The 23,581-nt window shown below is 75.2% G+C and carries 18 protein-coding genes; 15 read left to right on the plus strand and 3 right to left on the minus strand.

From position 1 onward, the window contains the following. Positions 1-20 precede the first annotated feature (20 nt). From ACFVVA_RS38805 to ACFVVA_RS38815, 3 genes are read left to right on the plus strand one after another with little or no spacing between them, the layout of a single operon-like run. Positions 21-3,428, plus strand: coding sequence for an amino acid adenylation domain-containing protein (locus ACFVVA_RS38805; RefSeq protein WP_387695407.1), 3,408 nt, complete (start codon positions 21-23; stop codon positions 3,426-3,428). Positions 3,429-3,432: 4 nt separating this feature from the next. Then, the gene (locus tag ACFVVA_RS38810) at positions 3,433-4,983 is read left to right on the plus strand and encodes a GMC family oxidoreductase (protein ID WP_387695408.1); all 1,551 of its coding nucleotides are present in this window, start codon (positions 3,433-3,435) and stop codon (positions 4,981-4,983) included. Continuing rightward, entirely contained in the window at positions 4,971-5,762 is a 792-nt protein-coding gene (locus ACFVVA_RS38815) for a thioesterase II family protein (RefSeq protein ID WP_387695409.1), read from the plus strand. The genes ACFVVA_RS38810 and ACFVVA_RS38815 overlap by 13 nt, the downstream gene beginning before the upstream one ends. Here the strand turns inward: ACFVVA_RS38815 and ACFVVA_RS38820 are convergent, their stop codons facing one another. Beyond that, positions 5,763-7,298: an MFS transporter gene (locus tag ACFVVA_RS38820; protein WP_387695410.1), complete on the minus strand. Its 1,536-nt coding sequence runs from the start codon at positions 7,296-7,298 to the stop codon at positions 5,763-5,765. 137 nt (positions 7,299-7,435) lie between these two features. On the opposite strand from ACFVVA_RS38820, the gene ACFVVA_RS38825 reads away from it, so the two are divergent. The 3 genes from ACFVVA_RS38825 (at position 7,436) to ACFVVA_RS38835 (ending at position 10,346) form a co-directional block, all read left to right on the plus strand. Further along, positions 7,436-8,485 carry a ketoacyl-ACP synthase III family protein gene (locus ACFVVA_RS38825; RefSeq protein ID WP_387695412.1) on the plus strand — a complete coding sequence of 350 codons (1,050 nt, stop codon included), beginning with the start codon at positions 7,436-7,438 and terminating at the stop codon, positions 8,483-8,485. A 119-nt stretch (positions 8,486-8,604) separates the two neighbouring features. Further along, entirely contained in the window at positions 8,605-8,973 is a 369-nt protein-coding gene (locus ACFVVA_RS38830; protein WP_387695413.1) for a hypothetical protein, read from the plus strand. 152 nt (positions 8,974-9,125) lie between these two features. Continuing rightward, positions 9,126-10,346, plus strand: a complete 1,221-nt coding sequence (locus ACFVVA_RS38835) for a cytochrome P450 (RefSeq protein ID WP_387695414.1) — start codon at positions 9,126-9,128, stop codon at positions 10,344-10,346. An 84-nt stretch (positions 10,347-10,430) separates the two neighbouring features. Here ACFVVA_RS38835 and ACFVVA_RS38840 read toward each other — a convergent pair whose 3' ends face one another. Both ACFVVA_RS38840 and ACFVVA_RS38845 read right to left on the minus strand, forming a co-directional pair. After that, entirely contained in the window at positions 10,431-11,681 is a 1,251-nt protein-coding gene (locus tag ACFVVA_RS38840) for an FAD-dependent oxidoreductase (RefSeq protein ID WP_387695415.1), read from the minus strand. A gap of 46 nt (positions 11,682-11,727) precedes the next feature. After that, positions 11,728-12,174 carry an SRPBCC family protein gene (locus ACFVVA_RS38845; RefSeq protein ID WP_387695416.1) on the minus strand — a complete coding sequence of 149 codons (447 nt, stop codon included), beginning with the start codon at positions 12,172-12,174 and terminating at the stop codon, positions 11,728-11,730. A 357-nt stretch (positions 12,175-12,531) separates the two neighbouring features. Here ACFVVA_RS38845 and ACFVVA_RS38850 point away from each other — a divergent pair, with 357 nt between their 5' ends. The 9 genes from ACFVVA_RS38850 (at position 12,532) to ACFVVA_RS38890 (ending at position 23,580) form a co-directional block, all read left to right on the plus strand. Further along, positions 12,532-13,314, plus strand: coding sequence for a thioesterase II family protein (locus ACFVVA_RS38850; RefSeq protein ID WP_387695417.1), 783 nt, complete (start codon positions 12,532-12,534; stop codon positions 13,312-13,314). A 175-nt stretch (positions 13,315-13,489) separates the two neighbouring features. Beyond that, positions 13,490-14,983: a class I adenylate-forming enzyme family protein gene (locus ACFVVA_RS38855; RefSeq protein ID WP_387695431.1), complete on the plus strand. Its 1,494-nt coding sequence runs from the start codon at positions 13,490-13,492 to the stop codon at positions 14,981-14,983. 160 nt (positions 14,984-15,143) lie between these two features. Further along, positions 15,144-17,342, plus strand: coding sequence for an MMPL family transporter (locus tag ACFVVA_RS38860; protein WP_387695418.1), 2,199 nt, complete (start codon positions 15,144-15,146; stop codon positions 17,340-17,342). Between the two features lie 203 nt (positions 17,343-17,545). Then, positions 17,546-18,823: a type III PLP-dependent enzyme gene (locus ACFVVA_RS38865; protein ID WP_387695419.1), complete on the plus strand. Its 1,278-nt coding sequence runs from the start codon at positions 17,546-17,548 to the stop codon at positions 18,821-18,823. Positions 18,824-18,828: 5 nt separating this feature from the next. Further along, positions 18,829-19,116, plus strand: coding sequence for a phosphopantetheine-binding protein (locus tag ACFVVA_RS38870; protein ID WP_387695420.1), 288 nt, complete (start codon positions 18,829-18,831; stop codon positions 19,114-19,116). A gap of 76 nt (positions 19,117-19,192) precedes the next feature. Next, positions 19,193-19,393 (plus strand): hypothetical protein, encoded by a 201-nt coding sequence (locus ACFVVA_RS38875; RefSeq protein ID WP_387695421.1) that lies wholly within the window; start codon positions 19,193-19,195, stop codon positions 19,391-19,393. 146 nt (positions 19,394-19,539) lie between these two features. Next, on the plus strand, positions 19,540-21,483 hold the full coding sequence (locus ACFVVA_RS38880) for an HAD-IIIC family phosphatase (RefSeq protein WP_387695422.1): 1,944 nt from the start codon (positions 19,540-19,542) through the stop codon (positions 21,481-21,483). Positions 21,484-21,524: 41 nt separating this feature from the next. Then, positions 21,525-21,740: a DUF6059 family protein gene (locus tag ACFVVA_RS38885; protein WP_387695423.1), complete on the plus strand. Its 216-nt coding sequence runs from the start codon at positions 21,525-21,527 to the stop codon at positions 21,738-21,740. A 70-nt stretch (positions 21,741-21,810) separates the two neighbouring features. After that, positions 21,811-23,580 (plus strand): fatty acyl-AMP ligase, encoded by a 1,770-nt coding sequence (locus tag ACFVVA_RS38890; protein ID WP_387695424.1) that lies wholly within the window; start codon positions 21,811-21,813, stop codon positions 23,578-23,580. Position 23,581 lies beyond the last annotated feature (1 nt).

Raw genomic sequence — 23,581 nt, forward strand, 5'->3', positions numbered from 1 at the left:
CCCCAGGGGGACCACCCGCGATGGACCACGACCTGATCTCGGAGCTCCAGCACCTGGGCATCAAGCTGAGGCTCTCCGGCGACAGCCTCGAAGTGATCGCGCCGCCCGGCGCGGTCACCGCCCGGATCCGGGACGAACTCCGGGCCCGGCGCGGCGAGCTGATCGACCTGCTGCGCGCGGCCGGGCAGAGCGCCGGACCGGCGCCGCTCACCGCGCGGCCCGACCAGCGGCACGAGCCGTTCCCGCTCACCGACATCCAGCACGCCTACTGGATCGGCCACAACCGGGCGCTCGAACTGGGCGGGGTGGCCACCCACTTCTACTTCGAGCTCGACCGCGACGGCCTGGAGGTGGACCGTCTGGAGCGCAGCCTGCGCAAGGTCGTCGCCCGGCACGACATGCTGCGCGCGGTGATCGGCCCGGACGGCCGCCAGCGGGTGCTGCCCGAGGTCCCGGACTACGAGATCCGCCACTACGACCGGGCGGACGCCACCGAGGACGCCTTCGAGGAGCACCTGCGCTCGCTGCGGGCCGAACTCGACCACCAGGTCCTCGCCCCCGACACCTGGCCGCTGTTCGACATCCGCGCCACCCGGCACCGCGAGGGGCTGCGCCTGCACGTCAGCCTCGACCTGCTGATCATGGACGCCTACAGCTTCGACCTGTTCTTCCGCGACTGGCAGCGGCACTACGAGGACGAGCAATGGGCGCCGGAGCCGTTCGCGATCGGCTACCGGGACTTCGTCCTCGCCGAGGAGGAGAAGCGCGGCGGCGCCCGGTACCGGGCCGCCGAGAAGTACTGGCTGGACCGCCTCGACGAACTGCCCCCGGCCCCGGACCTGCCGCTGGCGATCCAGCCCGGCTCGGCCGAGCGGACCGTCTTCACCCGCCGCCGGGCCTCGCTGCCCCGCGAGCAGTGGGAGCTGGTCAAGAAGACCGCCAGGGAACGCGGCCTGACCCCCTCGTCGGTCCTGCTGGCGGCCTTCGCCGACGTGCTGCGCCAGTGGACGTCGCAGGGCGACTTCACCCTCAACCTGACCCTGTTCAACCGGCCCGCCGAGGCGCACCCGCAGATCGGCGGGATCATCGGCGACTTCACCTCGCTGACCCTGCTGCGGATCAGCGGCGGCCAGGACGAGAGCTTCGCCCGGCGCACCGCCGGCTTCCAGCAGCAGCTGATGCGGGACCTGGAGCACCTGTCGTACAGCGGCGTGCGCGTGCTGCGCGAGCGGGCGCGCCGGCTCGGCAGCGGCCTCGGCGCCGGCATGCCGATCGTCTTCACCAGCGCCCTCGGCTTCTCGGGCGACGCCGACACGATGGACGGCATGGCGTTCTTCGGCGACTACCGCCACGGGGTGAGCCAGACCCCGCAGGTCTGGCTCGACCACCAGGTGCTGGAGGAGAACGGCGAGCTGGTCTTCAACTGGGACGCGGTGGAGGCGCTGTTCCCCGAGGGCCTGCTCGACGACATGTTCGCCGCCTTCCGGACCCTGCTCGGCCGGCTGAGCGACGATCCGGCCCTCTGGGACGACCTGGCCCCCACGGTCGGGGCCCCGGCCGCGCAGCTGGAGGAGCGCGAGCGGGTCAACGCCACCGCCCTCGACCTGCCCGGCGGGACGCTGCTGAGCCTCGTCGCCGAGCAGGCGCGGCGCACCCCGGAGGCCACGGCCGTCGTCTCCGAGGGCGGCGCGCTCACCTACGGCGACGTGCTGGCCTCGGCGCACCGGCTCGGCCACCGGCTCGCCGGCCTCGGCGCCTCCCGCGGCGAGCTGGTCGGCGTGGTGCTGGACAGGGGCCCGGAGCAGATCCCGGCGGTCCTCGGGGTGACGGCCTCCGGCGCGGCCTACCTGCCCATTGACCCGCAGTGGCCCGCGGCGCGCCGCCGGCAGCTGCTGGAGTCCGGCCGGGCCGCCCTGGTGGTCACCTCGGCCCGCTACCGGGACGAGCTGGAGTGGCCCGCCGGAACGGTCCTGGTGACCCTGGACGAAGAGGAGACGCTGGCACAGCCGGCCACCGAGCCGCCGACCGCGCCAGCCCCGGAGGACCTCGCCTACGTGATCTTCACCTCCGGCTCCACCGGCGTCCCCAAGGGCGTGATGATCGACCACCGGGGGGCCGTCAACACCGTACGGGACATCAACCGCCGCTTCTCGGTCGGACCGGCCGACCGGGTGCTCGCCCTCTCGGCGCTGACCTTCGACCTGTCCGTCTACGACGTCTTCGGCACCCTCGCGGCCGGCGGCACCGTCGTCGTGCCGAGCCCCGAGCGCTCGCACGACCCGCTGCACTGGGCCGAGCTGGCCGAGCGCCACGGCGTCACGGTGTGGAACTCGGTGCCCGCCCTGATGCAGCTGTGGGCGGACTCCTCGGTCCGCCTGTCCGACGAGCGGGCCGGCGACCTGCGGCTGGTGCTGCTCAGCGGCGACTGGATCCCGGTGGCGCTGCCCGACGCCGTCCGCGCCCGGCACCCGCGCGCCGAGGTGGTCAGCCTGGGCGGGGCGACCGAGGCCTCCATCTGGTCGGTGCACTACCCGATCGGTCGGGTGCCGGCCGAGTGGGCCAGGATTCCCTACGGCAAGCCGCTGGCCAACCAGACCCTGCACGTCCTCGACGACCGGTTCCGGGCCCGCCCGCTCTGGGCCACCGGCGAGATCTGGATCGGCGGCACCGGCGTGGCGAAGGGCTACTGGGCGGACCCGCAGCGCACCGCGGAGCGCTTCGTGCGCCACCCGGAGACCGGCGAGACGCTCTACCGCACCGGGGACCTGGGCCGCTACCTGCCCGGCGGGGACATCGAGTTCCTCGGCCGCCGGGACTTCCAGGTGAAGCTCAACGGCTACCGGGTGGAACTCGGCGAGATCGCCGCCACCCTGGAACGGCTCCCGGGCGTCGGCCGGGCGATCGCCCGGGTCGACACCAACCCCGCCACCGGCCGCCGCCGGCTCGTGGCCTACGCCGTCCCGGCCGGGCCCGGCTGCGACCCCGGGGCCGCGGCACCTGGCGGCCCGGTGCGCCCGGACCCGGCCGTACTCTTGGCGGAGCTGGCCGAGCGCCTCCCCGACTACATGGTCCCCAAGCACTGCCTGCTCGTCGACGCGATCCCGCTGAGCGCCAACGGCAAGGTCGACGCCGCCGCGCTGCCGGCGCCGTGGAGCGACCTGGACGAGCAGGAACTCGTCGCCCCCCGCGACGAGTTCGAGGCGGCCGTGCTCGCGATCTGGGCCGAGGTCATGGAGTTCGACGGCTTCGGGGTCGAGGACAACTTCTTCGAACTCGGCGGCGACTCCCTGCACGCCGTGCACATCCTCACCAAGGTGCGGGAGACGTTCCAGTGGGAGGGCGACACCGAGGAAGGCCTCCAACTGCTCTTCGAGAACCCCACGGTGGCCGGACTGGCCGCCCTGGTCAAGGACCGGCGGGGGGCGTGAGCAGGTGAGCACGGAGAGCGGGATCCCGTACTGGGACGACGTGGTCGTCGGCGCGGGCTCGGCAGGGGCGGTGCTCGCCGCACGCCTGTCGCGACGGCCCGGGCGCCGGGTACTGCTGATCGAGGCCGGGGAACTCCCGGACGGCGACGGCGCGTCCGACGAGCGGGCCGGGGTGCCCGTCCTGACCGGCCGCAACTGGGACTTCACCGCCAAGGCGTCCGAGGACGCCAGGCGCGGGTTCCCGTACGGGGTCGGCAAGGCGGTCGGCGGCTCCTCCGCCGTCAACGGCGCGCTCGCGCTGCGCCCGCTGCCCGCGGACCTCGACGCCTGGGCGGCCGCCGGCAACCCGGAGTGGACCTGGGAGCAGGTGCTGCCGTACCTGGTCGCCCTGGAGACGGACCACGACGCCGAGGGGCCGGCGCACGGCACCCGGGGACCGGTGCCGATCCGCCGGACCGGCGAGGACGCGCTCGCCACCACGGCCCGGGCCTTCCTGAACGGCTGCGCCCGGCTCGGCGTGCCCGTCCTGGCGGACCTCAACTCCGGCGCCGCGCTCGGCGCCGGCGTCACGCCCGCCAACGCCGTCGACGAGCGCCGGATCTCGACGGCCGAGAGCCACCTGCGACCCGCCCGGGAGCGGGGCGACGGCCCGACCCTGTGGACCGGCAGCACGGCGACCCGGGTCCTGCTGGACGCGCGGAACCGGGCCACCGGGGTCGAGGTGCGGCGCGACGGCCGGCTCCGGCAGGTCGCGGCCGGCCGGGTGACCCTGGCCGCCGGGGCGATCAACACCCCGGCGGTGCTCCAGCGTTCGGGCATCGGCGACCCGCGGCTGCTGGCGGCCCTGGGCATCACCCCCGCACTGGACCTGCCCGGCGTGGGACGCAACCTCGTCGACCACCCGGCGGTCGTGCTCTGGTCCGAGCCCCGCGCCGGGGTCTGCCGGGCCGGGGACAGCTGGCACCAGGTCACCGCCCGCTGCGCCGCCGACCCGGCCGGCGCCGCGGCGGACCTGGGGCTGTTCCTGCTGGACGCGGTGCCCGTCGCGGCGAACCCGCTGATCTCCGGCATGCTCCGCGCCGAACTGGCCGTCGGGCTGTCCGCCATGGTGCTGCGGCCCGCCTCCCGCGGCTCGGTGACGATCCGGGACGCGGACGCCGCCACCCCGCCGGAGATCCTGCTCGGCCTGGCGACCGACCCGGCCGACGTCGAACTGCTGATGGCCGCCGTCCGGCAGGCCTGGGAGCTGCTGCGGTCGGCGCCGATGGCGGTGCTGCTGGAGCGGGTGCTGGTCTGGACCGACCGGATGGTCCGGGAGGACCGGCTGCTGCGCGGCGCCGTGACCAGGTTCGTCTCGCCGAGCTGGCACGCCGTCGGCACCGCCCGGATGGGGCCGGCCGACGACCCGGAGGCGGTGGTGGACCAGCGCTGCCGGGTGCACGGCGCCGAGGGGCTGTACGTCGTCGACGCCTCGGTGCTCCCGGTGATGCCCAGCGCCCCGCCCAACCTGACCTGCCTCGCACTCGCCGAAAGGGTGGCCCGATGGATGGACTGACCGGGATCCCGGCCGCCCCCCGGGCCGGGGAGTGGGCCGTGCGCCGCCGGGGGCGGCCCCCGGCCCGGCTCAGGCTCTTCTGCCTGCCGCACGCGGGCGGCGGCGCGGCCGCCTTCCGCTCCTGGGCCCCGCACCTGGGACCGGAGATCGAGGTCGTGCCGATCCGGCTGCCGGGGCGCGAGTCCCGCTTCCGGGAGCGCCCCCACGACCGGCTCGGCGACCTGCTGCCGCCGCTGCTGCGCGACGTCGCCCCGCTGCTCGACGGGCCGCACGCCTGGTTCGGCCACAGCATGGGCGCGGGCATCGCCTTCGAGGTCTGCCGGGCCCTGCACCGGCTCGGCCTGCCCGAACCGCGGCGGCTCCTGGTGGCCGGCCTGCCGGCGCCGCAGCTCCCGCGCCGGGCGACCCCGGTGCACGACGCGCCCGCGCCCGAACTCTTCGAGCGGATCGGAGCGTTGAACGGGCACGGCGCCGAGGCCCGGGCCGGCAACCCGCTGCTGAACGTCATGCTGCCCACCCTGCGGGCCGACTTCGCGGTGGCCGAGACCCATGTGCACCGGCCCGGCCCGCCGCTGGACTGCCCGATCACCGTCTACGGCGGCCGCTCGGACGCCTCCACGACCGAGGACGAGCTCCGGGCCTGGGGCCCGCACTCCACCGCCGGCACCACCGTCCGCCTCTTCGACGGCGGGCACTTCTTCCCGCACGACGCCCCGGAGGCGTTCCTGCCGGTCCTGGTACGGGACCTGCTCGACCGCCGCCCGGCGCACCTCGGCTGATCAGTCGTCGGCCGCCACCGACGGCACCCTCCGGCGGCGGCCGGCCGTACCCCGGCCGGCCGCACCCGGCAGCAGGACCCAGGAGAGCACCGCCCCGGCCGCCACCACCGCCGCGGCGACGCCGAGGGCGGTCGCGGCGGCTCCGGCGAAGGCGTGCTCGGCGACGGCGACGACCGCCGAGCCGGCCTCCGGGCCCTGCCGGCCCGCGTACTCGACGGCGCCGCCCAGGCTCCGGCCGGCTTCCTCCGGCAGCGCCGCCGTACCGTCGGCGTAGCCGCGTGCGAGGGCGGTGCCGACCACGGCCACCCCCAGGGCGTTCCCCAGTTCCTGCAGGGTGTCGTTGAGCGCCGCCGCGCTGCCGGACCGTTCGGCCGGGACCAGCCCGATCACGGTGTCCGTCGCCGGGGTCAGCGCCAGACCGCCGCCGACGCCGATCAGGACGCACCCGAGCAGGACCGGGGGATAGCTCCCGGACGCCTGGCCGAGACAGAGGATCCCGCCGGCGGCCAGGGCCAGCCCGCCGGCCACGCCGCCCCGCGGACCGCCCCGCCGCGCCACCGCCGGCGCGAACGCCGATCCCACGCCGACCGCCAGCGCCAGGGGCACCACCGCCGCCCCCGCGCGCAGCGCGCTGTAGCCGAACTCCAGCTGGAGGCGCTGGGTGAGGACGAAGAGCGTTCCGGCGATGCCGAGGAACAGCAGCATGTTGCCCGCGCTCGCCCCCAGGAAGTTCCGGTCGCGCAGCAGCTCGAAGTCCACGACGGGGCTGGGATGCCGGCGTTCCCAGGCCACGAACGCGGCCGCCGCTCCGGCGGCCAGCGCCAGCGCGGCGACGACCGGCCGCGCCGTCCAGCCGTGCCCGGAGGCCTGGATCACGCCGTACACCAGGGCGGCCATCGCACCGGCGCCCAGCAGCGCCCCGACCGGGTCCGCGGGCCTGGGCACCGGTGCGGCGGACTCGGGCAGCAGGACGGCGCCCGCCAGCAGGGTCACCAGCACCGGAGCCAGGTTCACCAGGAAGACCGAGCCCCACCAGAAGTGGCTCACCAGCAGGCCGCCCAGCACCGGTCCCACGGCCACGCCCAGCGCGGAGACGCTGCCCCAGACCGCGATGGCGCGGGGACGTTCGCGGGCCGGGAAGACCTGGTTCAGGATCGACAGCGTGCCGGGCATCATGAACGCGGCGCCCAGGCCCATCGCGGCCCTGGCGGCGACGAGTTGGGCCGGGCCGTCCGCCGCCGGCGCCAGCAGCGACGCGCCGCCGAACAGCGCCGCGCCCAGCAGCGTCGCGCGCTTGCGGCCGTACCGGTCGGAGAGCGCGCCGGCGGTGAGCAGCAGGGCCGCGAAGGTCAGCGCGTAGGCGTCGACGATCCACTGGGTCCGGCCGAGGTCGATGCCGAGGTCCCGGACGAGACCGGGGACCGCCACGTTGAGCAGCCCGTTGTTGAGCACGGTGGTGAACAGCGCCAGGGACAGCACCCCGAGGATCCACCAGCGCCTGGGGTGCCCGGAACCGTCCGGTGCTGGGGTCTGCATGGGGCGGCTCCTCCGCGCTTCTCGCCGCGCGGTGGTCCGCGCGGCCCGGGCGCCCAGACTCCGGCGGTGCTCTTTAGCCGAGCCAAAGCCGCCCCGCCGATCATGCGGGGAAGGTCCGTGCTGAGAGGGAGCGACCCATGCGCTTTGAAGACGTCTACGTGGCGGGAACCGGGGTGTGGCTGGCGGAGCCGGAGTCGGCCCGCACGGCCGTGGAGGACGGTCGCTACGACGCGGAGCAGGCCGAGCAGGACGACCTGCTCTCGGTCTGCGTGGCCGACGAGAGCACCGCCCCGCCGGACATGGCGGTCCAGGCCGCCACCACCGCCCTGAAGCGGTCCGGCCTGGACGCCTCGGAGGTCGGGCTGCTGATCCACTCCGGCGTCTGGTTCCAGGGCGTCGAGATGTGGCCGGCCGCGTCCTACGTCGCCGGCCACGCGCTGGGCCGGGACACCATCGCCTTCGGCTTCCAGCAGGAGTGCAACGCCGCCCTCGGGGCCCTGGAGCTGGCCGCCCGCCAGGTCGCCGGTCAGCCGGAGAAGGCGGCCGTGGTCACCACCGCCGACCGGTTCGGCGCACCGCTGATCAAGAGGTGGAGCAGCGAGCCCGGTTTCGTCTACGGCGACGGCGCGACCGCGATCGTGCTGTCCGGCCGGGGCGGGATCGCCCGGCTGCTGTCCACCGCCAGCGGCTCGGACAACGCCATGGAGGCGGTGGTCCGCGGCCCCGAGCTGAAGGCCGTCCCCACCGGTGAACCGCTGGACCTGCTCGGCCGGGTGGGCCACTTCATGCGCACCGACGCGGGAGGCCTGCGCGAGGCGACCCAGCGGGTCGGCGCCGTGATGAGCGCCGCCGTGGACACCGCGCTGGCGGACGCCGGCATCGGCCGCGAGGACATCGCCCGGGTGGTGACGCTGGCGAGCGGCCGCAGCCGGATGGAGTGGCAGGTGCCGCAGCTGCTGGGCATCCCGTTCGAGAAGTCCACCTGGGAGTTCGCCCGCCGGGTGGGCCACCTGGGCGCGGGCGACCAGATCGCCGCCCTCAACCACCTGCTGGAGCACCGCCGGCTCGCCCCGGGCGACCGGGTCCTGATGGTCGGCGGCGGATCCGGCTTCAGTTTCACCTGCGCGGTCCTGGAGATCACCGGGCAGCCGGACTGGGAGCCGGCCGGTCTGCGGACGGCGGGCTGACCGGGCGGGACCGGGCCCGGCCCCGTCCGGCCGACCAGCGGTAAAACGCCGTGGTACGAGGGATACTGACGATCAGTGCCCTGACGGAAGAGGCGCATGACACGGAAAGCGGAGACGACATGACCCCAGAGACCGCCGGCGTCCGTCCCACCCCCACCCCCGCGTCCGGAGCCGGGCGCGCGGCCTGGGGCGGGCTCGGACTCCTCCTGCTCGTCTGGACGGTGTTCGAGGCGGCGAAGTACACCGGCCTCACGCTCGTGCTCGCCGTCGCCGGGCTCCTCGTCCCCCTCCTGGCCGGGCTCGCGCCCCGGGCGGCGGTCGTGCGGCACGCGCTGCTGCGGGTCTGGATACCGCTCGCCGTCATGCTCGTCTGCACGGCGATCCCGGGCCCTCCCGAGGACACCTCCGCGGCCTTCACCTTCGGGATGGCCTGGCTGACCCACCTCGCGCTGGGACACGCCCTGCGCCGGGGGCCCGCCGCCTCCTGACGGACCTCGCGACACCGGGCCCGCGTCCTCACGGCCGCGGGCCCGAGGCGTGTCCGGCCGGCCCCGCCCCGGTGTCCTTTACCGGGCCGCTAGCCCCGGCTGCGAGCGTGGGCGGTGACCGACCACCACCCAGCAGAAGGAGCATCCAGCCCATGGACAGCACCGCGTCCTCAGCCGGCCAGGACCAGCTTCAGTACCCGTTCCACCGTCCCTCGGCGGTGCAGGTTCCCGCCGTCTACGCCGACCTGCGCGCCCAGTGCCCGGTCGCCAAGGTCCGGCTCCCCAGCGGCGACGAGGGCTACGTGGTCAGCCGCTACGAGGACGTCCGCACGGTCCTGTCCGACCTGCGTTTCAGCCGCGCCGCCACCGTGGAGCCGGACGCGCCGAAGCTGACCAACCTGCCGCCCATGCCCGCGAGCCTGTTCACCATGGACCCGCCCGAGCACACCCGGCTGCGCCGCCTGGTGTCGCGCGAGTTCACCGCCCGCCGGGTGCAGAACATGCGCCCGCGCATCCAGGAGCTGACCGACGAACTGCTCGACCGGATGGAGCAGTCGGACGGTCCGGTCGACCTGAACACGGTCTTCGCCTTCCCGCTGCCGGCGATGGTGATCTGTGAGCTGCTCGGGGTGCCCTTCGAGGACCGCGAGAAGTTCCGGGGCTGGTCGGACGCATTCGTCTCGCTGACCTCGATGTCGCCGGAGGAGATGAACGCCAAGCGCATGGAGCTGTTCGGCTACCTCGGCCGGCTCGTCCAGGCCAAGCGCGAGGAGCCCGGCGAGGACCTCATGAGCGCCCTGGTGAACGCCCACGACGAGGAGGGCAGCCTCAGCGAGATGGAGCTCATCGTCATGGGCATCACGCTGCTGGTCGCCGGCCACGAGACCACCGTCAGCATGATCGGCACCTGCGTGCTGACCCTGCTGCGCCACCCCGAGCACCTGGCCGCGCTGCGCGAGCGGCCGGAACTCATGGAGCACGCGGTCGAGGAACTGCTGCGGATCAACCCCATCGGCGACGGCGGCCCGTACCGGGTCACGCTGGAGGACGTCGAGATCGGCGGCACCGTGATCCCGAAGAACAGCGGCGTGATCGCGGCGACCAGCTCGGCCAACCGGGACGCCGACCGCTTCTCGGACGGCGACCCGGACGCCTTCGACCCGACCCGCGCCTCGGCGACCGGGCACCTCGCCCTCGGCCACGGTGCCCACTTCTGCCTGGGGGCCGCGCTGGCCCGGGCGGAGCTCCAGATCGCGCTGTCGACGCTGCTGCGCCGCTTCCCGAACCTCGCGCTCGCCGACGAGGTCGACAACCTGCGGATGACCACCGGGATGATGGTCCACGGCCTGGAGCGCCTGCCGGTCACCTGGTGACCGGCCACGGCCGCGGAACGCCGCTGCCCGGGTCCCGTCCGGGACCCGGGCAGCGGCGTAGCCGGGTGGAGTGGTGACGGGCCGTCAGGTCCCGGCCCGCATCCGCGCGGCGCGGTGCGCCGCACTGGGCTTCTGCAGCTGGAAGTAGGCCCCGGCCAGGACGCGCCGCTTCAGCCGGGGGCTGCGGTCGAGCACCTGGTAGAGCGAACGCCGCAGCGTGCCGCCCAGCGGGCCGTGCAGCGCGAACAGCCTCTCCTGGCGCAGCTGCAGCCCCCGGGAGCGGCTCACCGGTTCCTCGCGCGAGCGCTGGAACTGTGCGGTGGCCCGGGTGACCGCCGGCCCGCCGCCGGCGGTGAACGCCCGCTCCAGCAGCGGGGCCAGGGTGACGGCGTCGATGATGGCGTGGTTGACGCCCTGCCCGAGGATCGGCGTCAGGGTGTGCGCGGCGTCCCCGACCAGCACCAGCCCGGGCATCGACCAGTTCGGCACCACGCTGGTGAAGATGTCCAGCATGGAGGTGTCCGACCAGCTGGTGATCTCCTGGCGCACGGCACCGGACAGCTCCGGGGCCAGCTGGTCCAGCCGTTCGTACAGGGCGTTCAGACCCTTGGCGCGCAGTTCCTTCAGGCCGCCCTTGGGGATGTTGAAGCCCACCCGGACGCTGTCGGGGTGGGTGGGGATGAAGAGGCCGTGCTGGTCGCCCCTGATGCGGATGCGGTAGGTGCGGTCGTCCCACTCGGCGGGGAACGGCAGCTTCAACCAGACCACGTCGCGGTCCAGCGGCACCTTCCGGTACGGCAGCCCGGCCATCTCGCGGACCTTGCTGAACCGCCCGTCGGCGCCCACGGTCAGAGCCGCCCGGACGGTGATCTCGCCGTCCGGGGTACGGGCCCGCACCCCGGTGACGGTGCCGTGGCCGTCCTGCTCCAGCGCGACGGCGGTGGCGCGGCGCAGCAGCGTGAAGCCGGGCAGGCCCTCGCCCACCTCCGCCAGCGCGGACAGCAGCGCGGGCTGCGGCAGTTCCACAGGGTAGGGGTGGGGGTAGGGAAAGTCGTCGAAGTCGGCGCGCATGACGGTCCGCCCGCCGTCCACGATCTCCATGTGGTGCATCTGCTGGTAGGCCCCGTCGAGGGCGTCGAGCAGTCCCAGCCGCTCCAGCAGCCACACCGAGTCGGGCGACACGGACTCGCCCCGGAAGGAGCGGTTGAAGTGGCCGCTCTGTTCGAGCACCACCACGGAGACCGAGCGCTTGGCGAGCTCCACCGCGAGGGTGAGGCCGGCCGGTCCACCGCCCACCACGCACACCTGGGCGGTCAGCTCTGCTGTCATCGTCATCCTGCCTCTCCGGGGGTCACGGGTCGATCGATGGTCCAGCGGTGGGCTAAAGGCGCTCTTGCAGGGCCTGCTCCTCCACCCGGGCCTTCAGGGCGTCCGTCAGGGTGACGAAACCCCGGGCGCTCTGACGCACGATCGAGCCGGTCAGCGGGACCAGCAGCCCGCTGAACCGCTCGCTCTGCAGGACGTGGGTGCCGCCGTCCCGGGCGGTCAGTTCGAAGGCGTGCACCCCGTCGAAGATCCCCGGGACCCCGAGCCGGCCGCGCCACCGCAGCAGCCGTCCCGGCTCCGCGGCCAGCACGGTCGGCGTGAAGTCCATCTCGCGGCCGCCGGGCAGCCGGAAGCGGAGCGCCAGCCGGGCCCCGGGCTCGGCCTCTCCCGCGGCGCGGACCAGGAACGGGTTCCACTCCTGGAACCGGGCGAAGTCGGTGAGCACGGCCCACACCTCGCCGGGAGTGGCGGCGATGTGGACCTCGGACGAGATGCGGCGCATGACAGGCGCGCTCCTTCGGTGCGGCGGCGTCGGACACTGATCCGGGCAGGGTGCCCCGCCCGTACCGTGCCGCCCCGGGCTTCAGTCCCGCTTAACGCGCCCGATGGCGGGCCGCGCCCGCCGCCGCGCCCGCCCGGCCGGCGACGGCCACCGGCCCAGCGCAGCCCGTTCTTTAGGGCCCGCACCAAAGCTGACGGACCGTCGGCCGGTCCGCCCCCACCGGCCGAACCCGCCGCTCCGCCCGCCCGGCCCGGCACCCCCGACCGGGGCCGGGCGGGCGGAGCGCGAGAGGACGCCGGGGCAGGGTGCGGAGCCTCGGCCGCCGGGCGCCGCCCGGCCGAGAGGAGACCCAGTACCATGACGCGCTACCTCACCCGCACCCCGCCACCCCCGGGACGACTGCGGGTGTTCTGCTTCCCGTACGCGGGCGGCGGGGCCTCGGCCTACGCGGGCTGGCAGCGCCGGATCACCGCGGACGCGGAGCTGCTCCCGGTCCAACTGCCCGGCCGGGAGGGGCGGATGGCGGAGCCGCGGTTCACCGACCTGCACGACCTGGTCGCCGACCTCGACGCGGAGCTCGGGCCGGAACTCGACCACCCGCACGTGCTCTACGGGCACAGCATGGGCGCCCTGATCGCCTTCGCGCTCGCCCAGCACCGCCACGCCCGCGGCGCCCGGCTGCCCGCGGCCCTGGTGCTCGGCGGCCACCGGGCGCCGCACCTGCCCGCGCCGCTGCCCGACGAGCCCGGCATCCCCGACGCCGACCTGGTGCGGACCCTGGACGCCTACGGCGGACTGCCCCGGATCCTGCTGGACCACCCGGAGTGGCTCGCCGCCCTGCTGCCGATCGTCCGCGACGACCTGCGGCTGTGCGCCGCCGCCGGCACCGTCGCCCGCACGCCGCTGCCGGTGGCGCTGCACGCCTTCGGCGGGGCCGAGGACCGGCTGGTCACGGTGCCCGAGGTCCGGGAGTGGGCGCGCTACTCCACCCGGGAGAGCGAGATCGCCGTGGTGCCCGGCGGCCACTTCTTCCCCCGGGAGGCGCCCGGGTTCCCGGAGCTCCTCTCCGCCGTGCTGCGCCGCTACGGGGCGGCCCCCGGCGCGATTCCCGGCACGGCCCCCGGGCCGGCGCGCTTTTAGCGGTGCCAAAGCCCCCTCTCGGACGATGCGGGACGAGGCCGGGGGGCCGCGCACGGCCAGATGCCCGACCACCCGTCACCGTCACCGACTAGGGGGAGCATTGACCACGCGCACGTTCGAGACCGTACCCGTACCCGGGGTCGCCACCGCCGCCGGCTCGGAGCACGCCGCCCGGATCGCCAACGCGGCCGAGGAGTTCCTCGGCGCCGCCGCCGCCGCCCGCCCGGACGCACCCGCCGTACGGGACCGCTACGGCGCCTGGACGTACGCCGAACTGGACGCCGCCGCCGACTCCTTCGCCCGGATCCTGGCCGGCCACGGCATCCGGCCGGGCGACCGGGTGCTGGCCCGGGTGGGCAGCTGCCGCGAGTTCACCGCCCTGCTCTTCGGGGCCTGGCGGAGCGGCGCCGTGCTGGTTCCCGTCAACCCGGCAATGCGGGCCTTCCACCTGGGGCCGGTGCTGGCCGACTCGGCGCCGTCGCTGATCGTGGCGGAGGCGGCGGAGCGGGAGCAGGCCGACGGGCTGCGCTGGCCCGCCGGGGTGCCCGTCGCCGTGGTCTCCGAGCTGGACCTCTCCGGGCCCGCCGACCCGGCCGGGCGCGGCGAGGCGCTGGTGCCCGCCGACCGGCTGGCGCTGCTGATCTACACCTCCGGCAGCACCGCCGCGCCCAAGGCCGTGGCCTGCCCGCACGCCCAGGTGGTGTTCGCCGCGCGGGCGATCGCCCGGCGGCTGAACTACCGCCCGGACGACGTCGTGCTGACCGCCGTGCCGCTCTCCTTCGACTACGGCCTCTACCAGGTGCTGCTCTCGGCGCTGGCCGGGGCCGAACTGCTGCTGTCCGGCCCGGAGGGCCACGCCCGGCTGCTCGGGTTCGCCCGCGACCACGGCGCCACCGTGGTGCCGCTGGTGCCCTCGCTCGGCGAACTGCTGGTGCGCCTGGCCTCCCGGGACCCGCGGCCCACCGGGGTCCGGCTGTTCACCAACACCGGTGCCGCGCTCAACCCGCCGCTGATCGCCTCGCTGCGGGAGGCCTTCCCCGGCGCGGCCGTGGCCCCGATGTACGGCACCACCGAGTGCAAGCGGATCACCGTCCTGGAGCCCGACGGCGACCTGGCCCGGCCCGGCTCGGTGGGGCGCGCGCTGCCCGGCACCGAGGTGCTGACGCTGGACGACGACGGCCGGCCGCTGCCGCCGCACGAGATCGGCGAGATCGCCGTCCGCGGCCCGCACGTGATGGCCGGCTACTGGCAGGCCCCGGAGCCCACCGCGCAGCGGTTCCGGGTGAGCCCGGAGGACGGCCGGGTCACGCTCCGCACCGGCGACTACGGCTGGCTGGACGAGGACGGCCACCTGTACTTCCAGGGCCGGCGCGACGACCTGTTCAAGCGGCGCGGCTCGCGGATGAGCACGGTGGAGATCGAGGCCGCCGTCCTGGACATCGACGGGGTCCGCGAGGCGGCCCTGCTCGCCCCGGAGGAGGACCGGGACATGGTGCTGTTCGTGGTCGGCGAGGTCACCGCCGAGCAGGTGCTGGGCAGGCTGGCCGACCGGCTGGAGGCGGCCAAGGTCCCGGACCTCTGCCGGGTGCTGCCCGCGCTGCCGCTCACCGCCAACGGCAAGACGGACGGCAAGGCGCTGCGCGCCCTGCTGGCGGGGGAGCCGGCCTGACCGTCCGGCCGCCGCGCCGCGCCGCGCCGGTGACGTGCAGTCAGCGGACGGGCACGCCCCGCTCAAGCGAGAGCCAAGGGCCTTCGCCGAGGGTGGGGCGGCCGTGTCCGCTTCTGCGCCCGCGCTGCCGCACCACGGCCGCGCGACGGAAGGAATGCCGATGTTCACCGCTCTGGGCTCCGCTCTGCACGGGCGACGGAGAGCCTCCCTGCTGTTGACCCTGCTGATCACCGTGCTGGCCGCGGTCTTCGGCGGCTCCGTCGGGGACAGGCTCACCAACGGGCTGTCCGACTACGACGACCCGGGCGGCGGCAACGTCGTCGCCCGGGAGACGATCACCCGCGCCACCGGCATCGACTCCCAGCAGGGCTACCTGCTGCTGGTCCGCACCGACGAGCAGCTGCGCGGCGCCGGAGCGCCCCCGGCCGCCGTGACCGCGGCCGTCCGGCTGCTGAAGGACCGGCCCGAGGTCGAGCGGGTCGTCGACTACTCGGCCGACCCCGCGCTGATCTCCCGGGACGGGCACAGCACGGTGGTGGTCGGCGCCGTGCGCCCGATGGCCGAACCGGAGACCAAGGCCGCCGAGCAGGAGCTCCAGCGGGCCGTCAAGGACGACCCGGCGCTGAACGGCCGGGCCTGGCTCGGCGGCGCCACGCCCGGCCACGTCCAGGTGGCCCAGGTCTCCGACACCGACCTGGCCGAGGCCGAGGGCCTGGCCACGCCGGTCATCCTGATCGCGCTGTTCCTGGTCTTCCGCGGCCTGGTGGCCGCCCTCGTCCCCCTGCTGGGCGCCGTCGTCTCGCTGCTGCTCACCATGGCCGGCCTGCGGATCGCCACCACCGCGATGGACGTCTCCACCGGGGCGATGAGCCTGGCCTTCGCCCTGGGGCTGGGGCTGTCCATCGACTTCGGCCTGCTGATCGTCACCCGCTACCGGGAGGAGCTGGCCGAGCACGGCCCCGGCGCCGAGGCGCTGCGGCGGACGGTCGCCACCGCCGGGCGCACCGTGCTGTTCAGCGCGCTCACGGTGGCGGCCGCGCTGCTCGCGATCATGGTGTTCCCGCACCCGTACCTGCGGTCCATGGGCCTGGCCGGCGTCATCACCGTCGTCTCGGCGGCCCTGTTCGCCCTGCTCGGACTGCCCGCGCTGCTCGCCGTGCTGGGCCACCGGATCAACGCGCTGGCGCCGCGCCGCTGGCAGCGGTCCGCGGCGGCCGGGCAGGCCACCGCCGGGCGCTGGCACCGGCTGGCCTCGGCGGTGATGCGCAGGCCCGCGGTCTTCACGCTGGTCGCCACCGCCGTCCTGCTGCTCGTCGCCTCCCCGCTCACCGGGGTGCGGTTCACCGGCGTCGACCCGACCTCGCTCCCCAAGGACATCAGCGCCGGGCAGGTCGCCGCGCGGCTCGGCGGCGACTTCGGCGAGATCGCCACCAGCCCGTTCCAGATCGTCCTCGACACCGCCGACGACACCGGGCTCCAGGAGTACGCCCGGCGGGTCGCCGCGGTGCCCGGGGTGGAATCGGTGGGCGAGCCGCAGCGGCTGGACGCCGGGCACTGGGAGATCGACGCCGTCCTCGCCGGCAACCCGCTGGACGGTCCGGCGCTGCGGGCCGGCGAGCGGGTCCAGGACGTGGCGGCGCCCGTCACCGCCCGCTTCACCGGGACGACGGCGGACTTCCTCGCCCAGCGGGGCAGCATCGCCGACCGCCTGCCCCTGGCGTTCGGCGTGCTGGCCGGCGTGACGGTGCTGCTGCTGTTCGCCTTCTCCGGATCGGTGCTGCTGCCGCTGCTGGCCCTGGTGATGAACCTGCTCTCCACCGGCGCCGCGTTCGGCTTCCTGGTGTGGGTCTTCCAGGACGGCAACCTCGGCTTCGCCGCCCACAGCGGGCTGGAGACCACCACGCCCGTGCTGGTCTTCGCGCTCGCCTTCGGCCTCTCCACCGACTACAACGTCTTCCTGCTGGGGCGGATCAAGGAGGCCCGGGCCGCGGGCCGCGGCGACCGGGAGGCGGTGGCCGACGGCCTGGCGCAGATCGGCTCCACCGTCACCAGCGCCGCCGCGCTGTTCTGCGTCGCGGTGGGCGCGCTGGCGATGTCCCGGCTGGTGTTCGTCCAGGAGCTGGGCCTCGGCGCCGCGTTCTCCGTCCTGCTGGACGCCACGGTGGTGCGGGCGCTGCTGGTGCCCGCGCTGATGGCGCTGCTCGGCTCCGCCACCTGGTGGGCCCCCGGTCCGCTGCGCAGGCTGCACGCGGCGCTGCGGCTGGACCGCATGGAGGGCCCGGCCGCCCCGGAGCCGGCCCCTGTCCCGGAGCCGGCCGCCGCGCCGGCCGCCGAGAGGGTCCGCCGGCCGGTCGCCTGATCCGGGCGCCCCGGGCCCGTACGGCGGAGCCGGGGCCGGATCGCTTTTAGCGGCGCCCAAGTCCGCCCTCGCAGGATGGTGGTGGCGGTGCGTCAGGAGACGCTCGCGCGCTCCCGGCGCGCCGCCACCAGGCAGGCGACCGGCCGCGCGCCGGCGGGGCACCGACCGCGGGGCGCCGCGCACGCCGCTACGAAAGGACCGCGATGACCACCGATCCTGAACTCGTCTCGGCGTACGGGAGTCCGCTGTACGTCTACGACGCGGCCCGGGTCCGGGCCGCCGCCCGGGACCTGCGCGAGGCCGTCCCGCAGCCGTCCCGGATCTACTACTCCCTGAAGGCCAACCCCCACCCCGCCCTGGTCGCCGAACTGCGCCGCGGCGGCGTGCACGCCGAGGTCACCTCGCGCGGCGAGCTGGCCGCGGCGCTGGAGGCGGGGCACCCGGCCGGGGAACTGCTGTACTCCGGGCCGGGCAAGGTGGCGGCCGAGCTGGACGAGGCGGTGCGCGCCGGGGTGCGCGCCTTCTCCGTCGAGTCCTTCGGGGACCTGGAGCGGGTCGGCGCGGCCGCCGCCGCCCATGACGCGGTGGCCGACTGCGTGCTGCGGATCAACGCCGCCGGCGCGCCGGGCACCGCGGGGCTGCGGATGACCGGAGGCCCCTCCCAGTTCGGCTTCGACCTGGACTGGCTCGCGAAGGAGGCCGACCGCCTGCGGGTCGCCGGCACCCGGGTCGTCGGGCTGCACTTCTTCCCGCTGACCAACTCCGCGGACGAGGACGGCCTGATCGCCGAACTCGCCCAGAGCGTGCGCACCGCCGCCCACCTGCGCGACCGGCTCGGCATCGAGCTGGAGCTGCTGGACCTCGGCGGCGGCTTCGCCTGCCCGTACGCGACGGCCGGTGAGCGGCCGGTGTACCGGCGGCTGCGGGAGGCCCTGGCCGAGGTGCTGGACGAGAACCTGCCCGGCTGGCGCGAGGGGCGGCCGGTGGTCGCCTTCGAGTCCGGCCGCTACCTGGTCGGCGACAGCGGGCGGCTGCTGAGCACCGTGACCGACGTCAAACCGAGCCGGGGCAGCACCTACGCGGTGCTCGACGCCGGGATCAACCACCTCGGGGGGCTGTCCGGTCTGGGCCGGCTGCTGCCCCTGCGGGCCCAGCCGACCGGGCCGGCCCGGACCCCGGCCGCCGGGGAGCCGGCCGAGCCGGTGACCCTGGCCGGTCCGCTCTGCACCCCGGCGGACATCCTGGCCCGGGCCGTGGAGCTGCCCGGGGTCCGTTCCGGCGACCTGCTCGCCGTTCCCAACGTGGGCGCGTACGGCCTCACCGCCAGCCTGCTCGGCTTCCTCGGCCACCGGGCCCCGGCCGAGGTGCTGGTCGACGGCGACCGCGTGGTCTCCGCGACCCGGCTGGCGCTGCAGCGCCGGGCCCTGGAGCCCGGCGACGGCGCCGCCGACGCCACCGACCCATCCACCGCACGGAGGTAGCACCGATGACCGACGAGACCCGCCAGGACCGGCCGTGGGACACGGCCTTCGAGGAACTGCTGCTCCGAACCCTGCCCCGGCTCGCCGCCCGCGGCCCGCTGACGGGTGACGCCAGCCTGCGCGCCGCGGGCCTGGACTCGCTCGCCATGGTCGAACTCCTCGTCCAGGTCGAGCAGTTGTACGGGATCGGCATCCCCGACGGGGAGCTGGTGAGCGACACCTTCTCCACCCCGGACCGGCTGTGGAACGTCGTCTCCGCCCTGCGCGCGGGGCGGACGGCCGACCCGGCCTGACACCCGCCCGACCCGTCCGTCGTCCCACCAGCAGAGCGGGAGCCGCCATGCGTCACATTCAGCCCCGGGACATCCGGTGATCTCCGCGGCGATCATCGCCGTCGTGGTCCGCGCGGCCTTCTGGGTGCGTTCCCGCCTGCGCCGCCGCCGGGCCGCCGAGGAACAGGCCGTCGTGGAACAGGCGGTGGAACAGGCCGCGGAACAGGCCGGGACGGCCGGGAACGCCCCCGGCCCGGGACCGGCACCGGAGCGCGACGGGGCTCCGGCCGGCCGCTGAGCACCACCGCTACCACCAGCTCCCGGGCCGGCGACACGACGTCGCGGGCCCGGGAGCGGCCGTTGCGCCCCGGCCCGCGCGCAAGGACGCCTTAAGAGGGTCCGCGCAGGCTCGGCGCGTCCATCAGAGGCAGCGAAGGAGAGACCGTGACCGCGGTTGTGAACACGGCCACCGGCGAGCGGACCGGCCCGCTGGACCGGCTGCGCGCCCTGCACGGCGAGGGGCGGCTGGCCGAGGAGTACCCGCAGGTGCCCGGGCTGCTGGCCGAACTGGCGGCGGGCGCACCGGCCGGGACGTCCGGGCGGGACCTGGCCCGGGCCGGGCAGTTGCTGGCCCGGCTCGACCCGGCCGAGGTGCTGGCCCGCCACGAGGGGCTGGAGGCGGTCGGCGTGGCCGTCACCGGCCACTCCACGCTCGGCTCCCTCACCGCCCCGCTCACCGCCGAGCTCGCCCGCCACGGCTTCGTGGCGAGGACGACGACCACCGACTACGGCTCCTGGCTGCGGGACCTGCAGGACACCGGCAGCGAGCTGTACGCGGCGGGCGTGGACCTCGCCCTGTGCGTGCTGGACGCCCAGCTGGTGTTCGACGAACTGCCGCACCCCTGGCGGGCGGAGGACCTGGAGGACGCGGTCGCGGCCAAGCTGCGCCTGCTGACCGCGCTGGCCGCCCGCTACGTCGGGCACGGCACCGGCACCCTGGTGCTCAACACGGTGCCGCTGCTGCCCGTCCACACCCGCCAGCTGGTCGACGCGCGCTCCCGGGCGCGGATCGGCATCGCGTGGCGGGAGTTCAACGCCGGGCTGCTGCGCATCGCCCTGGACCACGAGCGGGTGCGCGTGGTCGACCTGGACCCGCTGGTCGCCGCGGGCGGACCGGTGAACGAGCCCCGGCTGGCCGCCTACGCCAAGGCGCAGCTCGGCGAGGAGCTGCTCGCGGCGTACGCCCGCGAGGTCGGCCACCTGGTGCGCGGCCTGCGCGGCCGGGCCAGGAAGGTGCTGGTGGTCGATCTCGACAACACCCTGTGGGACGGCATCCTGGGCGACGACGGTCCGGAGGGCATCGCCGCGGCCACCACCTACCGGGGCGAGGCGTTCGGCCGCTTCCAGCGGGTGGTGGCCCAGATAGGAGCCCAGGGCGTCCTGTTGGCGGTGTCCAGCAAGAACGACCAGGAGGCGGTGCTGGGGGTGCTGCGCGACCACCCCGACATGGTGCTCCGGGAGGGCGACTTCGTCCGGGTGAACGCCAACTGGGAGCCCAAGGACGGCAATCTGCTGGACATCGCCCGCCGGCTCAACCTGGGCGTGGACAGCTTCGTCTTCGTCGACGACTCGCCGTTCGAGTGCGGGCTGGTCGCGAGCAGCCTGCCCCAGGTGGCCGTCGTCCGCCTGGACGAGGAGCCGGCCCTGCACGTGGAGCGGCTGCTCGCGGACGGCTGGTTCGACGTGGCCGCGCTCACCGCGGAGGACCGGGTCCGCGCGGACCAGTACCGCTCCGAGGCCGCCCGGCAGGACCTGCTGGACGGCGCCGGCTCGATGGAGGACTACCTGGCCCGGCTCGACGTGCGGGTCTCGCTCTCGCCGGTGCGGGAGCACGAGGTGGCCAGGGCCTCCCAGATCACCCTGCGCACCAACCAGTTCAACCTCACCACCGAGCGGCTCCAGGCGGCCGACGTCCGGGCCCGGACGGACGCGGCGGAGCACCTGGTGCTCGCGGTCCGCGCCACCGACCGGTTCGGCGACAACGGGCTGGTGGGCCTGGTCCTGGTGCGCACGGCCCCGGACGGCTGGCACATCGACAACGCCCTGCTGAGCTGCCGGGTCTTCGCTCGGGGCATCGAACAGGCCGCGCTGGCCGCCGTGCTGGAGCGCGCCCGGCGGGCCGGGGCGCCGGCCGTGCACGCCCGGTTCCGGCCCACCGCCAAGAACGGCAAGGTGCGCGGGTTCTATCCGTCGCTGGGTTTCGTGCCCACCGGCGAGGACGCGGCCGGGGAGGTGTCCTTCCGGCACGACCTGGAGGTCCTGCCCGAGGTGCCGGGGCACGTCGCCCTGACCGCGGACTTCGACCGGGCCCCGGACCGGGGGGCGTAGCGGTGGGGCCGGGGGAGCGGCGGCGTGCGGCGCTGCGGCGGTTGGCCGTCGGCTGGGTCCGGGCGCTGGCCAACCTGGGCGCGATGTTCGGGGCGGTGACGGTCGAGTACCACCTGACCGTCGGCCGGGAGCCGGCGCCCGCGCCGTTGGAGGAACCGCCGGCGGACCACCCCGAGCGCCTGCTGCGCGGGGTCCCGCTGTCGGAGCGGGAGCAGGAGCTGTGGGCCCAACTGGAGGGCCTGCGCAGGCGCGTGTAGCGCAACGGCGGCTTTAGTGCTCGAACTGATGATCGGTCCGGACGTGTCGACCGAACGAGGGGGATTGACGGTGGCGGGTTTCCGATCGTTCGCGGAGCTGGTGCTCGCGCGGGCGGCAGAGCGTGGGGATGCGGACGCCTACCTGTTCCTGGAGAACGGGGTGCGGGGGGTGGAACCGGAACGGCTCACGTACGCGGGCCTGGACCGGTCGGCGAAGGAGCTGGCGTCCTGGCTGCAGGAGCGGGGGATGACCGGCCGGCAGGTGCTGCTGCTGTACCCGTCGGGACTGGAGTTCCTGACGGCGTTCATCGGCTGCCTGTACGCGGGCGCGGTGGCCGTCCCGGCGCCCCTGCCCACGGAGCAGGGCCAGCACTTCCAGCGGGTGTCCGGGATCGTCCGGGACGCCCGGGTCGGCGCCGTGCTGACCATCGGCAAGCACGCGCCGGACGTCGGGGCGTGGCTGGCGGACGAGGGCTTCTCCGACGTGCTCTGCCTCGCCACGGACGGGCCGGTGGGCGACGCCGCCGCCTGGCGCGACCCGGGGCTGCGCCCCGAGGACCTGGCCTTCCTCCAGTACACCTCCGGCTCGACCAGCGAGCCCAAGGGCGTGATGGTCTCGCACGCCAACCTGCTGGCCAACGAGGCCGCCATCCAGCGCTCCACCGGCAGCGGCCCGGACACCGTGCTGGGCGGCTGGCTGCCCTTCTACCACGACATGGGCCTGATCGGGCACGTGCTCCACCCGCTGTGGCTGGGCACCAGCGCGGTGCTGATGTCCCCGACCTCCTTCCTGCGCCGTCCGGTGCGCTGGCTGGAACTGATCGGCGAGCACCGGGTGACCATCTCCGCCGCCCCCAACTTCGCCTACGACCTCTGCCTGCGGCGGGTGACCGACGCCCACCTGGAGGGCGTCGACCTGTCCAGCTGGCAGGTCGCCTGCAACGGTGCGGAGCCGGTCCGGGCCGACACCCTGCGGGCCTTCGCGGAGCGCTTCGGACCGTACGGCTTCCGGGCCGACACGTTCTTCCCCTGCTACGGCATGGCCGAGACCACGCTGCTGGTCTCCGGCAAGCGGCACGGCCGGCCGGCGGTGCTGCGCGAGGTGGACGCCGCGGGCCTGGAGGCGGGCCGGCTGGAGGGGCCGTTCCTCCGGGAGCCGACGCGGGCCCTGGCCTCCAGCGGCGTCGTGGGCTCCGAGGACTTCGAGGTGCGCATCGTCGACCCGCAGACCCGTGCGGAACGCCCCGAGCGCGAGGTCGGCGAGATCTGGGTGCGCGGCGCCAGCGTCTCCTCCGGCTACTGGGACCGCCCCGAGGTCAACGCGGAGGTGTTCGGCGCCCGGATCACCGGCGCGGAGGAGCTCGGCCGCTGGCTGCGGACCGGCGACCTGGGCGCGGTGGAGCGCGGCGAACTGTTCGTGACCGGCCGGCTGAAGGAGATGATCCTGATCAACGGCCGCAACATCTACCCGTACGACGTGGAGAACGCGGTGCGCGCCCTGGAGCCGACGGCCTTCGGCGCCGGAGCGGTCTTCGCCGTCGACACCGGCCAGGAGCACCTGGTGGTGATCCACGAGGTCCGCCCGAGCGCCCTGGCGGACCAGGACCTCAAGAAGCTCACCGCCACCGTCCAGGCCCTGGTCAGCCGGGAGTTCGCGGTGCCCGCGGGCAACGTCCTGCTGGTGCGCCCGGGCACCGTCCGCCGCACCACCAGCGGCAAGATCCAGCGGACCCTGATGCGCAAGCTGTTCCTGGAGGGCGCCGTCACCCCGCTGCACGACGTGCTCGACCCGGCGGTGCGCGAGCTCGTCGGCACCCGCGACCCGGAACCGGTGGGCTGAC

The sequence above is a fragment of the Kitasatospora sp. NPDC058048 genome (genome assembly GCF_042885555.1).
Classification (GTDB): Bacteria; Actinomycetota; Actinomycetes; order Streptomycetales; family Streptomycetaceae; genus Kitasatospora; species Kitasatospora lactacystinica.

Bases quoted from the DNA above. Each gene is read 5' to 3' on its own strand.
- ACFVVA_RS38805 (WP_387695407.1), top strand. From the start codon at position 21: ATGGACCACGACCTGATCTCGGAGCTCCAGCACCTGGGCATCAAGCTG.
- ACFVVA_RS38815 (WP_387695409.1), top strand. From the start codon at position 4,971: ATGGATGGACTGACCGGGATCCCGGCCGCCCCCCGGGCCGGGGAGTGG.
- ACFVVA_RS38820 (WP_387695410.1), bottom strand. From the start codon at position 7,298: ATGCAGACCCCAGCACCGGACGGTTCCGGGCACCCCAGGCGCTGGTGG.
- ACFVVA_RS38825 (WP_387695412.1), top strand. From the start codon at position 7,436: ATGCGCTTTGAAGACGTCTACGTGGCGGGAACCGGGGTGTGGCTGGCG.
- ACFVVA_RS38830 (WP_387695413.1), top strand. From the start codon at position 8,605: ATGACCCCAGAGACCGCCGGCGTCCGTCCCACCCCCACCCCCGCGTCC.
- ACFVVA_RS38835 (WP_387695414.1), top strand. From the start codon at position 9,126: ATGGACAGCACCGCGTCCTCAGCCGGCCAGGACCAGCTTCAGTACCCG.
- ACFVVA_RS38840 (WP_387695415.1), bottom strand. From the start codon at position 11,681: ATGACGATGACAGCAGAGCTGACCGCCCAGGTGTGCGTGGTGGGCGGT.
- ACFVVA_RS38845 (WP_387695416.1), bottom strand. From the start codon at position 12,174: ATGCGCCGCATCTCGTCCGAGGTCCACATCGCCGCCACTCCCGGCGAG.
- ACFVVA_RS38850 (WP_387695417.1), top strand. From the start codon at position 12,532: ATGACGCGCTACCTCACCCGCACCCCGCCACCCCCGGGACGACTGCGG.
- ACFVVA_RS38860 (WP_387695418.1), top strand. From the start codon at position 15,144: ATGTTCACCGCTCTGGGCTCCGCTCTGCACGGGCGACGGAGAGCCTCC.
- ACFVVA_RS38865 (WP_387695419.1), top strand. From the start codon at position 17,546: ATGACCACCGATCCTGAACTCGTCTCGGCGTACGGGAGTCCGCTGTAC.
- ACFVVA_RS38870 (WP_387695420.1), top strand. From the start codon at position 18,829: ATGACCGACGAGACCCGCCAGGACCGGCCGTGGGACACGGCCTTCGAG.